Raw genomic sequence first — 13,692 nt, 5'->3', positions numbered from 1 at the left:
AATTAAAAAGATAATTATTAAACTTTTATAAAATAATGGGATTAAATTATGGACCGCGAAAAAATCAATGAGTTTTTAATTGAAAAAGGCTTGTTTATAACAGCTATTTTTTCTATTTTAATTATTTTTACAATACTTATATTTATTTTTGCAGAAGCACTTCCAGCATTTAAAGAATATGGATTTTTCCAGTTTATGTTTGGTCTAGATTGGATGCCAAGTGAAGATAAATATGGTGTTTTTTCAATGATAATTGGTTCTTTATTAGTTACATTTGTAGCATTAGTGATGGCAGTACCATTATCATTATTATGTGCTGTTTTTACAGAAGAAATAGCTCCAAATAATGTTAGAGTTTTTCTAAAACCTGTTATTCAAACATTAGCTGGAATTCCTTCAGTTGTTTATGGATTTTTTGGTTTGACTGTTTTAGTTCCTTTGATCCGAGAAAACTTTGGAGGAACAGGTTTCAGTATATTTACAGCAAGTCTTATTTTAGCTGTTATGATATTACCTACAATAATGTCTGTATCACAAGATGCAATTAAATCTGTTCCACATGAATTTAAAGAAGCATCTTTTGGACTTGGTTCTACACATTGGCAAACAATTAGAAAAATAATTTTACCTGCAGCATTACCAGGGATTGTAACTGCAATTATTTTGGGTATTGGAAGAGCTATTGGAGAAACATTAGCTGTTATTATGGTTGCAGGTAATGTAGTTCAAATTCCAGGCTCAATTTTTGATCCTGTTAGAACACTCACAACAAATATTGCTTTAGAGATGGGATATGCAACAGGTTTACATTACAATGCATTATTTGCAACTGCAGTTATACTATTTATTATAATCATTATTTTGCTTATTATTGCAAATTATATTCAAAATAAACATGGTATGGATTTAGGAGGAGGAACCTTATGAATTCTAAAAGGTTATGGTCTCCTAAAACATCTCAAAAAATAATGAATGTTATTTTTATATTATCTGGAATTATAACATTTTTAATACTTATAATTGTTTTAGGTTATGTAATTATTAGAGGACTACCAGCTATTAATTTAGAGTTTATATTTGGATCTCCTATTGATTCTGGTAAAGAAGGCGGAATATTTCCAATGATTATTTCAAGTATTTATGTAACTCTTATTGCAGCTTTAATAGCTACTCCTTTAGGTGTTGGAGCAGCTATTTATATGAGTGAATATGCAAGTAATCAAAAATTAATTAAAATCATAAGATTTGGTGCAGAAACACTAGCATCAATTCCTTCAATTATATTTGGTCTATTTGGTCTAGCATTTTTTGTAGTATTTCTAGGTTTAGGTTGGTCAATTTTATCAGGTGGTCTGGTTTTAGCTTTAATGGCACTACCTACAATTTTTCAAGTTTCAGAAGTTACACTACTTTCAATTCCAGGAGCATATAAAGAAGGTAGCTATGGTATAGGAGCAACTAAACTTCAAACTATTATTAATGTAGTTTTACCAGCAGCTATTCCAGGAATTATTACAGGAATAATACTAGCTATTACAAGAGCTATATCAGAAGCAGCAGCTGTAATGTTTGCAGTAGGTTCAGCATTAACTATTCCAATATCATTATTTGATCCAGGAAGACCCTTACCATTGCATTTGTATGTTTTAGCTACTGAAGGAATTTCTTTAGAAAATGCTTATGGTACTGCAGCTGTTCTTGTTGTAATTGTACTTTTATTAACTTTTATTACAAATATTATTGTTGAAAGATATCAAAAAAAGATTTTAGGAAGATAAAGAGATGAAAATTGAATCAAAAAATTTAAACGTTAGTTTTGGAGAATCTCATATTTTAAAAAATGTTAATGTATCTATTCCAGAAAACTCTGTAACTGCTCTTATAGGACCTTCTGGCTGTGGAAAATCAACATTTATCCGTTCAATAAACAGAATGAATGATTTAATACCATCTTTTCAACATGATGGTGAAATATTATTAGATGGTAAAGATGTTTATGATCATAAAGTAGATGTTGTTAACTTAAGAAAAAAAGTAGGAATGGTCTTTCAAAAACCTAATCCTTTTCCTAAATCTATTTATGAAAATGTAGCTTATGGTTTAAGGATTCATGGAGAAACTGATGAAGATATTATAGAACAAATTGTTGAAGAAAGTTTAAAATCAGCAGCTATTTGGGATGAAGTGAAAGATAAATTAGATAACTCTGCTATGGGTTTATCTGGTGGGCAACAACAAAGATTATGTATTGCTCGTACAATAGCTGTAAATCCAGAAGTAATTTTAATGGACGAACCATGTTCTGCATTAGACCCAATATCTACATTAAAAATAGAAGACTTAATTCACAAACTTAAAAATGAGTATACTATTGTGATGGTTACTCATAATATGCAACAAGCAACAAGAGTATCAAAATTCACATCATTTTTCTTAAGTGGAGAAGTTATTGAAAGTGGTAAGACAGATCAATTGTTTGTTAATCCTAAAGAGAAAAAAACTGAAGAATATATTACAGGAAGATTTGGTTAAGGAGGAATAAGAGTGCAAAATAAAAAATATCCAAGTTTATTATTTAGAGATAGAATGAAATCTATCAAAGAAGAAGTAGCTACATTATTTGACATGATTTTAGAGTCAAATTCTAAAGCTATTCGTTTAATAGAAAATTATGATAAAGAAACTGCAGAGGAAATAATCGAAAAAAGTAAAGAAGTAGATGTTTTAGGTTATGAACTTGAGCGAAAATGTATTAAATTTATAGCTATTGAACAACCACTAGCTGGAGATTTGATGTTTATTGAATCAACAATTAGAGTTATTAGTCATGCAAAAAGAATAGGTTATTTATCTGCAAATATAGCTGAATCTTCCCAGTTAACACAAGATTTAAATCTTCCAGCTACTTTAACAAATGATTTGCAACACATGGCTGATTATGTTCAAATAATGTTAAGTAAAGGAATTAGAACATTTTTAAATCAAGATTTAGAAATGGCAAAACAATTAAAAGATGAAGATAATAGAGTTGATGATTTATTTGATTCTATTTTAGATCAAACTACTGCATTACTAGCTCAAAAAACAGATGATGCACTTGGAATTATTCATGTGATATTTATTGCTAGATCTCTTGAGAGAATAGCTGATAGAGTTGTAAGTATTGGTACTAGGACAATATTTATAAAAACAAACGAAAGACCAGATATAGAAGATATTAAAGAAGATATAGAATAGCTATTCTATTTATCATATATCTTTTTTGTTGCATGCCTATTTGCCCAACATTGGATACATACTCCAATAGGCAAACCTGCAGTATGGGTATCAGCTTTTATACATTTTACTGCTAGTGTAGTTGTTTTACCACCAAGACCCATTGGTCCTATTCCTGAAGAATTAATTTTTTCTTTAATTTCTTTTTCTAATTCATTTAATTCACTATCAGGATTTTCTGATGTGATATCATTTAATAATGCTTTTTTTGCTAGTTTCATAGCTAAATCTGATGTTCCACCAATTCCAACACCTATTACAGTTGGAGGGCATGGTTTACCTTTAGCTTTTAAAACTGTTTCAACTACAAAATCACTAATTCCTTTAATTCCTTCACTAGGTAATGCCATTTTAAGCGCATTATTGTTTTCAGAGCCAAAACCTTTTGGAAAAATAGTTATTTCTAAGTAATCTGAATCAATTAACTCAATATCGATTGGAGGAATATAATTTCCAATGTTATTATTAGTGTTTTTCCTGTTTATAGGATCTACAATGTTTGGTCTAAGTGGAACTTCTTCAGTAGCTTTTATAATTCCCTTTTCAATAGATTCTTTAAGATTTTGAACTTCAACATTTCCAAGTTTAACAAAAACAACAGGTAGTCCTGTATCTTGACACATCGGAATATTATTTTTCTCAGCAAGTTCAATATTTTTCAAAATAGCTTCAATATTTAACTGACCAAGTTCATTATCTTCACTTTTAAGTGCACCTTCAAGTGATATTTTTACATCTTCACCAAGTTCTATGACAGCTTTTTTATAAAGTTCAGATACAGTTTCTATAATAGTTTCTTCACTAATCAAAATCTAACCTTTGAAAATTAATTAATTAAATTTATGTAAAAATAAGTATTTATTATTTATTAAAATAATAATTTAAATAAAATCATTTATGATTATAATACATAACATTAAAAAGATAATTGTTATTATTGATATAACAATAGATATTTTGGACTTTTTTTTATATTTTTCAGGCCATAATATTACAATATTTGTTAATAAGCCTAATATTGCTATTATTATTGGAAATATCCTTTGATTTGTTTTTATTGCTAATTGATTAGTTAATAAAAATAGTGTAGTAATCGCTAATATGATTACTGCAAATATTATTTCTATTTTAGCTTTGTATTTCATAAGCATTATTTAAAAAATAAAAATGTAGCTATTTAAAAATTAGCTACTTGTTTCAGAAATTGTGTTTTCATCATCAGTTAAAGCATTAGTAGGACAAGATTCAACACATTCTTTTGTATCTTTACCAACACAAAAATTGCATTTATTTGCACTATTTTTACCAATATCTATTGCACCAATTGGACAAACATCTTGACATGCTCCACATCCATTACACTTTTCTTTATTTAATATGATTGCTCCACCAAGGGATTCAATAGCACCAGTTGGGCAAATTTTAAGACAATTTGCCTTATCTGGTTCACAATTCATACAAAATAATGGTACACCATCTTTTACTTTAATGGAATTACTAGGACAAGACCTTTCACATATTGAGCAATCAATGCATTTATTGGGATTAACTGAAATTCCACTCATTATTTCACTCTAAATCTTTACTAGCTTTAGAATCTGAAGTAATTAAGTCCATAAACTTTTTAGGAGATATTTTTTCATTAGCTCCTGTAAGTTTTTCAATGTATTTCTTCTGATTTTCTTGAATAATGGAATCAGCATCCATTTTTGAAATAGCTCTTTTAGAACATGCTGCAATACAAGCTGGTTCTTGTCCTGTATCTGCACACATATTACATTTTTGTGCTACTTTTTCAATAGTTATAGATCCAAAAGGACATATGATTTGACATAATCCACAACCAATACATTTGTTTTCATCTACTCCCATGTCATCGATTGCTTCTGTTGGACAAATCTTTTTACATGGAGCATTTTCACATTGTTGACAAACAATGGAATAGTAATTATCATCAATATCTAAAATTTTAATTCTAGAACCTTGGTGAATAGATGTACATGCATTTACACAATCTAAACAGCCATCACATAAATCTTTTTGAACAAAAATTTTTTCCATGGTTCCACCTTATAATCCGAATTCCTTGCACTGGAAGTCAATATATTTTTGAATTTCTTCTTTTTCTTTGTCTTGAAGATGTTTGAATCTTTTTTGTGCTTCTAAGTATTCACTAACAGGTTTTCTTTCAAGAGGTTTATAAGTAAGATTAAATTCACCATTTTCAATTTCATACAATGGCCAGAAACCAGTTTCAACAGCTAACCTTCCCATTTCGATGGTTTTTGAAGGATCATATCCCCAACCAGTAGTACATGGTTGATTTAAATGAATATATGCAGGACCATCAATTTCAGCAGCTTTTTTTACTTTTCTCATAAAATCTTGTGGATAAGAAATTGAAGCTGTAGCTACATATGGAATTCCATGTGCTGCCATAATCATTGGCATGTTCTTTTTAGGTTTATCTTCTCCAAAACTATATTTTCCTTTAGGGGATGTGGTAGTAGAAGCACCAAAAGGAGTAGATGCACTTCTTTGAATTCCTGTATTCATATATGCCTCATTATCATAACAAATGTATAATAAATTGTGTCCACGTTCCATAGCTCCTGATAATGATTGTAAACCTATATCGACTGTTCCTCCGTCACCACCAAATGCTACAACATTAACATCTTCTTTTCCTTGAATTTTTAAAGCGCTTTCAACACCAGAAGCTACTGCTCCTGCATTTTCAAAAGCAACATGTATCCATGGAATTTCCCAAGCGGTTTCAGGGTAAGGAGTAGTCATAACTTCTAAACATCCTGTTGCAGAAATAGCTACAGTATTTCTACCTAATGCTTTAAGAGCAAGTCTAACTCCAATAGAAGCTCCACAACCTGCACATCCTCTATGACCGGATGATAACAATTCTTCTTCAGGTAAATTCATTTAATTGCCCTCCTTGAGTCCAACCCAGTTTACATCTTTTACAGGGTTTTTAGTTTTTTCATAAACTTCATTAATTGTTTCTGGAGTTATATCTCTTCCTCCTAATCCTACAATGAAGCCATAAGTTTCTTTATCAATTTTTGCTTTGAAATCTAAGTATAATGCTCCACCCATACCAAAACTGATATCTTTTTCAATAATAGCTAATTTTTCACAATTTTTAGTAACTTCTTTAATGTCCTCAACAGGGAATGGTCTATAAACTCTGATTTTCAAAAGACCTACTTTTTCGCCTTTTTCTCTTAATTCATCTACCATTACTTTAAGAGTACTACAAAGAGAACCCATAGATACAAATACAATTTCTGCATCATCACATTTGTAATTTTCAACTACATCATATTTTCTTCCAAAGATTTCTTCAAATTCTTTACAAGTATCTTTTATGATTTGCATTGATTTTTCCATAGCTATTTCCATTGCATATCTTGCTTCAAAATAATAATTTGGATCTGCTAATGTTCCAATAGACATTGGTTCTTTTGGATCAAGGAATGCTTCTTTAGGTTGATATGGAGGTAAAAATTTATCTACATCTTCTTGATTAGGTAAATCTACTGGTTCAACAGTATGAGTTAATATGAACCCATCTAAACAAACCATGGAAGGTAATAATACATCATGGTTTTCTGAAATTTTATATGCCATTAATGTAGAATCCAATGCTTCTTGCGCATCTTCAACATAGGTATGTAACCATCCAGCATCTCTTTGGGATATTGAATCTTGTTGATCATTCCAAATACTTAATGGTGCTGAAATAGATCTATTAGCATCTGCCATAACTATTGGTAATCTCATACCTGCAGCTGCAAATAAAATTTCATGCATTAACATTAATCCTTGAGAAGATGTTGCAGTAAATACTCTAACTCCTGCACCACTCGCTCCAACTGATGCACTTATAGCACTGTGTTCTGATTCAACTTTAATATACTCAGCATCAAGATCTTTATCAGCAACATATTGTGCTAAATATTCTGAAATTGATGTTTGGGGAGTGATTGGAAAAACAGGAATAACTTGCGGTCTAGCTAATTTAGCAGCTTCTGCAACAGCTTTATTAGCGGTCATTATTTCTTTTGTCATTTAATTTCTCCTATTTATTCTTTAACCATTTTAATAGCTTTTACTGGACATTCTGCAGCGCAGATTCCACAGCCTTTACAATAATCATAATTAATGTCATGATCTTTGTTTACAGATGCGTCTGGACAAAACATCACGCATTGATCACAATCAATACATTTTTCTTTATCGAGAACAGGTTTGAAAGTTCTCCAACTTCCAGTTTTGTTACTTTTACTGCTCCCTGGTGTTTTTATAACACAGCCAACTGATACCATTAATAATCACCTTTTTTAATTAAGCCATATTATAAGCTTCCATAGTCGCTTTTGCATTCTTTTCTCCCATTGTTCCTGGGAAAACTTCTTTTATGACTTCAATAATTGATTCAATACTCACTTCGCCAGTTTTCTTAGCAAAATAGCCTAAAATTATAGTATTAACAATATTAACTCCTAATGTATCTAGAGCAATACCGGTTGCATCAATTTCATAAACTGATTTATTATCATTATTTTCAAATTTCTTATTAATATTGATAATAACATCACCGTCTTCCTTTAATCCTGAGAAAACATCTACAACACTAGTTAAACCATCATCTAATACTAAAACATGGTCTGGATTGTATACTTGGTATCTAACACGTATTGGCTTATCATCAATTCTTGTAAAAGCCATTACAGGAGCACCTCTTCTTTCTACTCCGAAAAATGGAAATGCTTGTGCATATTTTCCATCTTTAAATGCTGCTTTCGCTAAAATTTCTGCAGCAGTAACAGCTCCTTGGCCGCCACGTCCATGAAAGCGAATTTCAATCATATGTCTTTCCTCCATATATCTATCATGTATAATCATTATAATTTACAAAATATATAAAGCTTTATATTTGAATAAATTTATATGTTTTAAATGAATTTTTAGTTTTATTAATTATTTTTATAAAAAAACCTTATTTTTGTTTAATATCAATATATTTTTTTTAAAATTTTTATCTACTTATATAATAATTTACTATTTAAAAGAAATTCTTAATATGAGAAGATTATTTAATATATAAAGTTTATAATTCTTATTATGAAAATTCTTATAATTACTGGAAATTTAGCTTATCCATTGATTAAAAATACTTTGAAAGATTTTAATGAGGAAAATGTATTAATACATGTTGCTGATACACAAATTGCTGCTTTTTTGACTCCAAATAAAATTATTAAAGAAATCAAAGATAATTATGAAAATCAATTAAATGAAATTGATTTAATATTAGTTCCAGGACTTATAAGAAAAAATACTACTGAAATAGCTGAGAAATTAGGTATTCCTACTTATAAAGGTTCAACAGATGCTGCAGATTTATTAATGGTTCTTGAATTAATTGAAAATATAGAACTTTCTCAGTCAAAACCTGCTGATAAATTAATTGAAGAAGAAAAAAGGAAAAAAGCATTAGAATTTATTGAAAACTTTGAAAATGATATTAAAAAAAGAGAAGAGCTTCTTAAAAAACCAAATAATATTTTAATAAAAAATCTTCCAGTTGGAGAGGATTTTCCACTAAGAGTACTTGCAGAAATAGCTAATGCTCCATCATTATCAAAAAAAGATTTAATTAAAAAATGTAAACATTACATAGATTCAGGTGCAGACATGATTGATATTGGAATGGCTGCAGGTGAAGATTATTCAGATAAAATTCCAGATTTAATAAACACTCTAAGGCCTATTATTGGGGATAAACCATTGAGTATTGATACTTTAAATCCAAAAGAAATAATAAAAGCTGCTGAATGTGGAATCGATTTAGTTTTAAGTTTAGATTTGGGAAATTATCATAAAGTTACCGATATTCTAAAAGAAAAAAATATTCCAGCTATTTTACTTCCTACCAATTATTCTAAAGGAGAAGTCCCTCATGCTCCAAAAGACAGGGTAAAATCAATGGAAAAATTGATTAAAAAATGCAATGGATTGAATTTTGTTTCTGATTTGATTCTAGATCCTGTAAATAGTAAAAGCATTGTTGATTCGATAATAGCTTCAAAAGAATTTAGAGCATCTAATCCATATCCTATGTTTTTTGGTGTAGGTAATGTAACTGAGCTTATGGATACAGATTCAGTTGGAGTAAATGCATTACTTGCAGGAATAGCTATGGAACTTGGATGCGGAATATTATTTACAGTAGAAGAAAGTGGAAAAGCATATGGGAGCGTATATGAACTAGCTACTGCTTCTAAAATGATGTTTTTAGCTAAAAATAGAAAATCTATCCCTAAAAACTTAGGAATTGATTTAATTGTTTTTAAAGATAAAAATAAAAGATCAGATATTATTGGTTTAGATGAGCAAAGCCAATTAGTTCCAATGATCGAAGCAAAAGAATCTGAAAAATTAGTACTTGATAGAGCAGGAAGCTTTAAAATTAGAGTAGATTATGATAATTTTAAAATTATTGTTACTCATTTTAAAAAGGTAAAAGCTGATATTTCTATTGAAGGAGAAAATCCTAAAGAAATTTATGATAAAATTATAGAATTAGGATTAATTTCAAGAATAGAACATGCTGCTTATTTGGGAAGTGAGCTTCAAAAAGCAGAAATAGCTATGATTACAGGTAAAGAATATGTTCAAGATTTTGATTTATTTAAAAAATTAAATTAAATTATTTGTTCTTTTATAATCTCCATCATATACAAGTTTAACAATAGTATCTTTTAAGTTAACTTTTTCAAAATTAACTCCTCTAATGTCAGTTCCCCTAATATAAGCTCGTGATAATATTGCACCATCTAATGTAGAATTTTTTAATATAGTTCCAGACAAGTCAGAACCAGATAAATCAGTATTTTCAAGATTAGAATTGGCCATATTGGCTCCACGAAGATTAGCTCCTTTTAAATTAGCATTTTTTAAATTTGCACCTTCAAAATTTGCACATGTAAAATCACAATTTTTAATAATAACACCTTGAAGATTAGCATAACTTAAATTAGCTCTTTGAAAATTAATATCTGTAAAATCGTAATTTCTTAAATCTTTACCAGATAAATCAATTTTTTTATTATTTTTCATGTTTTTACCTTATTTTTTTAAATGTAAAATTATTATATGATGAAAGTATAAATAATTTATCATAAATATTTAAGGATGTTAAAATTTGAAAGATGTCAGTATTAATGAAATAAACGATGCATTATTGGAAAATAAATATGTTCCAAACTCCGAGATATCTACTACTTTATTTCTTTCTTTTTCTCTTAAAAAACCTATTTTAATTGAAGGACCACCTGGTGTTGGTAAAACAGAATTAGTTAAAGTTATTTCTGATGGATTTGGTAGAGAGTTTTTTAGAATTCAATGCTATGAAGGAATTACATTTGAACAAATTGTTGGAGAATGGAATTATCAAAAACAACTTTTACATTTAGAAGCAGTTAAAAACAATGAATTTAATGAGTCTATGATTTTTAATGAAGATTTTTTTATTAAAAGACCATTGTTATCTGCTTTTATGAATGATAAACCATCTGTTTTACTTATTGATGAAATTGATAAAGCTGATGAAGAAGTTGAAAGTTTCTTACTTCAAGCTTTAGGTGAAAAGGAAATTACAATAAATGATTTAGGAACATTTCAATTAAATAATGATTTAGTTGTAGTTTTAACTTCTAATTCTCAAAGAACTCTTTTAGAAGAAACTAAAGATAGATGTTTGTATTTATATATTCCATATCCTTCTAAAGAAAGAGAAATTCAAATTGTTAAATCTAAACTTCCTGATGCATCAGAAGATTTGATATCAAAAGTTGTAACTATGGTTCAAAGAATTAGAACATTTAATTTAATGAAAAAGCCATCAGTTAGGGGCAGTGTTGATTGGGTTAAATCAGTTATATCTTTAAATAATTCTAATGTAGATGAAGCATTAGAAGAAAGTATTGGTGTTGTTATTAAAACTGAAGCTGATAAAAAAAGAGTTTTAAAAGAAGTTTTTAATAAAGAAAGATAATATGCATGGAAATATTGTTGAATTATCTCAAAGATTAAGAGAGGAAGGCCTACCTGTAAGTATTAGAAGTACACAGTCAGCTATTGATGCTTGTACTTTTTTTGAAGGTATGGACAAACAAACTCTTAAAACAGCTTTAAGATCAGTTTATGTTAAAGACAAATATGATATTCCTAAATTTAATAAGATTTTTGAAGAAATTTTTAAAGAAGAAAATGAAAATAAAGAAGAAAATATTGAAAATAAAAATAAATCAAAATCTTTTTTACAAAATGTAAAATCTAATAAATATCATATTAAAAAACAAAATAAAGGAGAATCTTTTAGAAAAGAAATTGTTAATAATAAACAACTTAAAGAATTATCTGGAATGCCTTCTTTAGATGAACATACAGAACTTGAAAAAGAAGGAGAATTACTAAATAAGGATCTTACTAAATTAAATAGATTTGATCCTAGGATGTTAGAAATTTGCCAAAGACTTGGGCGTAAAATTGCAAATAAAAGATCTCGCAGGAAAATTTCAGCAAATAATAATAAAATTGATATTAGAAAGACAATTAGAGCTAATTTAAAATATGGAGGTGTTCCTTTTGAGCTTGTTAAAGCTAAACCTAGACATCATAAAAATGAACATATATTTTTAAATGATATTAGTGGATCTTGTGAATGGATTAGTAGCTGGTTTTTCATGTTAATGTTTTCAGCTCAATCTGCATTTAAAAAATCTAGAACTTTTGAATTTGATAATAAAGTTATTGAAACTACTAATGCTTTAAAAGAAGAATATTTACTTAATGCCTTTTTAAAAGTCAGAGAAAAAAGACTTAAGAATGCTATGGTTCATGGGACTTCTAATATGTATACAGCTTTTGAAGATTTTCAAAAAAAAGCTAATTTAAATAATAAATCATATTTGATTATGTTATCTGATTGTAGAGATTGGGCAGGACCTAAAGTTAATGGAATTCCTGCTAGTGTAAATTTAGTAGAAGAAATGGTTAAAGATTCAAAAAAAGTTATTATTTTAAATCCTGAAGACAGAAATAAGTGGGATATCGTTGATAGCTGTGTATCTCTTTATAAAGAAGCTGGTGCTCAAATATATGAAGTTAATACATTAAATCAATTAGCTCAATTTGTAGAATCAATGTGATAAAATGGAAAAATGTAGTAAATGTGGAAATCCTAAAATTATAATTCATAGAAAAGAATCAGGTCAATCATTATGTAGTGATTGTTTTATTAGATCTATTCAAAAAAAAGCTATTCAAACAATAAAAAAAGAAAAGTTACTTGAAAAGGGAGATAAAGTTTTAGTTGCTTTATCTGGTGGTAAAGATAGTGTAGCTACTTTAGATATTTTAGAAACATTTCGTCAAAGACATATTATAGATATCTGTGCTGTTACAGTTGATGAAGGAATAGATAACTATCGCCAAGATGGTGTAGATATAGCTATTTCTCATGCAAAAAGACTAGGAATAGAGCACAAAGTAGTTTCTTTTAAAGATTCATTTAATATAACTCTTGATGAGATAATGAAAAAAGAAAATCATCGAGGTTCTTGTACATATTGTGGTGTTTTTAGACGTTGGATTATAAATAAAGCAGCTAAAGATATGGGTGCAACAAAAATAGCTACTGGTCATAATTTAAATGATGAATCTCAAGCTATTTTAATGAATTATTTAGAAGGAAATATTGATAATTTAACTAAATTAGGAGCTAAAACTACTTCAAAAAGCGATAAATTTACTGTAAAGATTAAACCACTTCGTGAAGTTCCTGAAAGGGAAATAGGTTTATATGTTTTAGCTCGAAATTTAGATGTTCACTTAGATGGATGTCCTTATTCAAGTCAATCTTTTAGAGGGGAAGTTGGAGAAATTTTACAAGACTTATCTATTAATCACCCAACTATAATGTATTCTACCCTTAGAGGTTTTGATAAAATAAAACCAGCTATTAAAAAAGAATTATCTCCTAGTTTTACTTATTCAAATTGTGAAATTTGTGGTGAACCATCATCAAATAAGTTATGTAGGGTATGTACTTTTTTAAAAGAACTTGATTGCGAAATCAATTTTTAACCCCAATAAGTAACAATTATTCCTAAAATAAATCCTATAGGAAATGTTATATTATTATATTCTACATTATATTTTTCTGATATAACATACATTGGAACAATTATAAATAAAAAGATTAATTGATATGTTAAACTAGCTTTTAATCCTCCAATAAAAATTCCATAAATTCCAAGTAAAATTAGCAATATTGTTACACTATAATTCATTATTGTTAAAATTTTTAATTTATTATCCATCTTTGCACCT

Annotated in this window: 17 protein-coding genes; 8 read left to right on the top strand and 9 right to left on the bottom strand. The window is 28.4% G+C overall.

Going from position 1 to position 13,692, the window contains the following annotated elements:
- The first annotated feature begins 48 nt into the window (after nt 1-48).
- The 4 genes from pstC to phoU are packed head-to-tail and all read left to right on the top strand — an operon-like array spanning nt 49 to nt 3,237.
- Nucleotides 49-927 (top strand): phosphate ABC transporter permease subunit PstC, encoded by an 879-nt coding sequence (gene pstC / locus ACA134_RS07895; protein WP_409199872.1) that lies wholly within the window; start codon nt 49-51, stop codon nt 925-927.
- The gene (gene pstA, locus ACA134_RS07890; protein ID WP_409199871.1) at nt 924-1,778 is read left to right on the top strand and encodes a phosphate ABC transporter permease PstA; all 855 of its coding nucleotides are present in this window, start codon (nt 924-926) and stop codon (nt 1,776-1,778) included. Before pstC ends, pstA begins: the two co-directional genes overlap by 4 nt.
- A 4-nt stretch (nt 1,779-1,782) precedes the next feature.
- Nucleotides 1,783-2,532, top strand: coding sequence for a phosphate ABC transporter ATP-binding protein PstB (pstB, locus tag ACA134_RS07885; RefSeq protein ID WP_409199870.1), 750 nt, complete (start codon nt 1,783-1,785; stop codon nt 2,530-2,532).
- 12 nt (nt 2,533-2,544) lie between these two features.
- The gene (phoU, locus tag ACA134_RS07880) at nt 2,545-3,237 is read left to right on the top strand and encodes a phosphate signaling complex protein PhoU (protein WP_409199869.1); all 693 of its coding nucleotides are present in this window, start codon (nt 2,545-2,547) and stop codon (nt 3,235-3,237) included.
- Nucleotides 3,238-3,242: 5 nt separating this feature from the next.
- Here the strand turns inward: phoU and ACA134_RS07875 are convergent, their stop codons facing one another.
- From ACA134_RS07875 to porC, 7 genes are all read right to left on the bottom strand, one after another.
- Nucleotides 3,243-4,085, bottom strand: coding sequence for a fumarate hydratase (locus ACA134_RS07875; protein WP_409199868.1), 843 nt, complete (start codon nt 4,083-4,085; stop codon nt 3,243-3,245).
- Between the two features lie 375 nt (nt 4,086-4,460).
- A complete protein-coding gene (locus ACA134_RS07870) occupies nt 4,461-4,841 on the bottom strand; it encodes a 4Fe-4S dicluster domain-containing protein (RefSeq protein WP_409199867.1) in 381 nt (126 codons plus the stop codon).
- Nucleotides 4,842-4,845: 4 nt separating this feature from the next.
- Entirely contained in the window at nt 4,846-5,337 is a 492-nt protein-coding gene (locus ACA134_RS07865) for a 4Fe-4S dicluster domain-containing protein (RefSeq protein ID WP_409199866.1), read from the bottom strand.
- Between the two features lie 9 nt (nt 5,338-5,346).
- Nucleotides 5,347-6,213, bottom strand: a complete 867-nt coding sequence (gene porB / locus ACA134_RS07860) for a pyruvate synthase subunit PorB (protein WP_409199865.1) — start codon at nt 6,211-6,213, stop codon at nt 5,347-5,349.
- A complete protein-coding gene (gene porA, locus ACA134_RS07855; protein WP_409199864.1) occupies nt 6,214-7,362 on the bottom strand; it encodes a pyruvate synthase subunit PorA in 1,149 nt (382 codons plus the stop codon).
- Nucleotides 7,363-7,376: 14 nt separating this feature from the next.
- On the bottom strand, nt 7,377-7,619 hold the full coding sequence (porD, locus tag ACA134_RS07850; RefSeq protein WP_409199863.1) for a pyruvate synthase subunit PorD: 243 nt from the start codon (nt 7,617-7,619) through the stop codon (nt 7,377-7,379).
- Nucleotides 7,620-7,638: 19 nt separating this feature from the next.
- Entirely contained in the window at nt 7,639-8,163 is a 525-nt protein-coding gene (gene porC / locus ACA134_RS07845) for a pyruvate synthase subunit PorC (RefSeq protein WP_409199862.1), read from the bottom strand.
- Nucleotides 8,164-8,418: 255 nt separating this feature from the next.
- Here porC and ACA134_RS07840 point away from each other — a divergent pair, with 255 nt between their 5' ends.
- Nucleotides 8,419-10,005, top strand: coding sequence for a dihydropteroate synthase-like protein (locus ACA134_RS07840; protein WP_409199861.1), 1,587 nt, complete (start codon nt 8,419-8,421; stop codon nt 10,003-10,005).
- On the opposite strand, the gene ACA134_RS07835 is transcribed toward ACA134_RS07840, so the two are convergent.
- On the bottom strand, nt 9,997-10,416 hold the full coding sequence (locus ACA134_RS07835; RefSeq protein WP_409199860.1) for a pentapeptide repeat-containing protein: 420 nt from the start codon (nt 10,414-10,416) through the stop codon (nt 9,997-9,999). The two genes, ACA134_RS07840 and ACA134_RS07835, sit on opposite strands and share 9 nt — an antisense overlap.
- 85 nt (nt 10,417-10,501) lie before the next feature.
- On the opposite strand from ACA134_RS07835, the gene ACA134_RS07830 reads away from it, so the two are divergent.
- From ACA134_RS07830 to ACA134_RS07820, 3 genes are read left to right on the top strand one after another with little or no spacing between them, the layout of a single operon-like run.
- Nucleotides 10,502-11,353, top strand: a complete 852-nt coding sequence (locus tag ACA134_RS07830) for an AAA family ATPase (protein WP_409199859.1) — start codon at nt 10,502-10,504, stop codon at nt 11,351-11,353.
- 1 nt (nt 11,354) lies between these two features.
- On the top strand, nt 11,355-12,509 hold the full coding sequence (locus tag ACA134_RS07825; RefSeq protein WP_409199858.1) for a VWA domain-containing protein: 1,155 nt from the start codon (nt 11,355-11,357) through the stop codon (nt 12,507-12,509).
- A 4-nt stretch (nt 12,510-12,513) separates the two neighbouring features.
- A complete protein-coding gene (locus ACA134_RS07820; RefSeq protein WP_409199857.1) occupies nt 12,514-13,446 on the top strand; it encodes a TIGR00269 family protein in 933 nt (310 codons plus the stop codon).
- Here ACA134_RS07820 and ACA134_RS07815 read toward each other — a convergent pair.
- On the bottom strand, nt 13,443-13,682 hold the full coding sequence (locus ACA134_RS07815) for a hypothetical protein (protein ID WP_409199856.1): 240 nt from the start codon (nt 13,680-13,682) through the stop codon (nt 13,443-13,445). The two genes, ACA134_RS07820 and ACA134_RS07815, sit on opposite strands and share 4 nt — an antisense overlap.
- Nucleotides 13,683-13,692 lie beyond the last annotated feature (10 nt).

Origin of the sequence: Methanobrevibacter sp. DSM 116169 (assembly GCF_046197865.1) — an archaeon.
In the GTDB taxonomy this organism is placed as follows: domain Archaea; phylum Methanobacteriota; class Methanobacteria; order Methanobacteriales; family Methanobacteriaceae; genus JAHKLT01.
The sequence above is the reverse complement of the archived record's forward strand: the minus strand, read 5'-3'. Positions and strand labels throughout refer to the sequence as shown.

Bases quoted from the DNA above. Each gene is read 5' to 3' on its own strand.
- pstC (WP_409199872.1), top strand. From the start codon at position 49: ATGGACCGCGAAAAAATCAATGAGTTTTTAATTGAAAAAGGCTTGTTT.
- porD (WP_409199863.1), bottom strand. From the start codon at position 7,619: ATGGTATCAGTTGGCTGTGTTATAAAAACACCAGGGAGCAGTAAAAGT.
- ACA134_RS07835 (WP_409199860.1), bottom strand. From the start codon at position 10,416: ATGAAAAATAATAAAAAAATTGATTTATCTGGTAAAGATTTAAGAAAT.
- porB (WP_409199865.1), bottom strand. From the start codon at position 6,213: ATGAATTTACCTGAAGAAGAATTGTTATCATCCGGTCATAGAGGATGT.
- ACA134_RS07840 (WP_409199861.1), top strand. From the start codon at position 8,419: ATGAAAATTCTTATAATTACTGGAAATTTAGCTTATCCATTGATTAAA.
- ACA134_RS07815 (WP_409199856.1), bottom strand. From the start codon at position 13,682: ATGGATAATAAATTAAAAATTTTAACAATAATGAATTATAGTGTAACA.
- pstB (WP_409199870.1), top strand. From the start codon at position 1,783: ATGAAAATTGAATCAAAAAATTTAAACGTTAGTTTTGGAGAATCTCAT.
- porC (WP_409199862.1), bottom strand. From the start codon at position 8,163: ATGATTGAAATTCGCTTTCATGGACGTGGCGGCCAAGGAGCTGTTACT.
- pstA (WP_409199871.1), top strand. From the start codon at position 924: ATGAATTCTAAAAGGTTATGGTCTCCTAAAACATCTCAAAAAATAATG.
- ACA134_RS07870 (WP_409199867.1), bottom strand. From the start codon at position 4,841: ATGAGTGGAATTTCAGTTAATCCCAATAAATGCATTGATTGCTCAATA.
- ACA134_RS07820 (WP_409199857.1), top strand. From the start codon at position 12,514: ATGGAAAAATGTAGTAAATGTGGAAATCCTAAAATTATAATTCATAGA.
- porA (WP_409199864.1), bottom strand. From the start codon at position 7,362: ATGACAAAAGAAATAATGACCGCTAATAAAGCTGTTGCAGAAGCTGCT.
- ACA134_RS07825 (WP_409199858.1), top strand. From the start codon at position 11,355: ATGCATGGAAATATTGTTGAATTATCTCAAAGATTAAGAGAGGAAGGC.
- ACA134_RS07865 (WP_409199866.1), bottom strand. From the start codon at position 5,337: ATGGAAAAAATTTTTGTTCAAAAAGATTTATGTGATGGCTGTTTAGAT.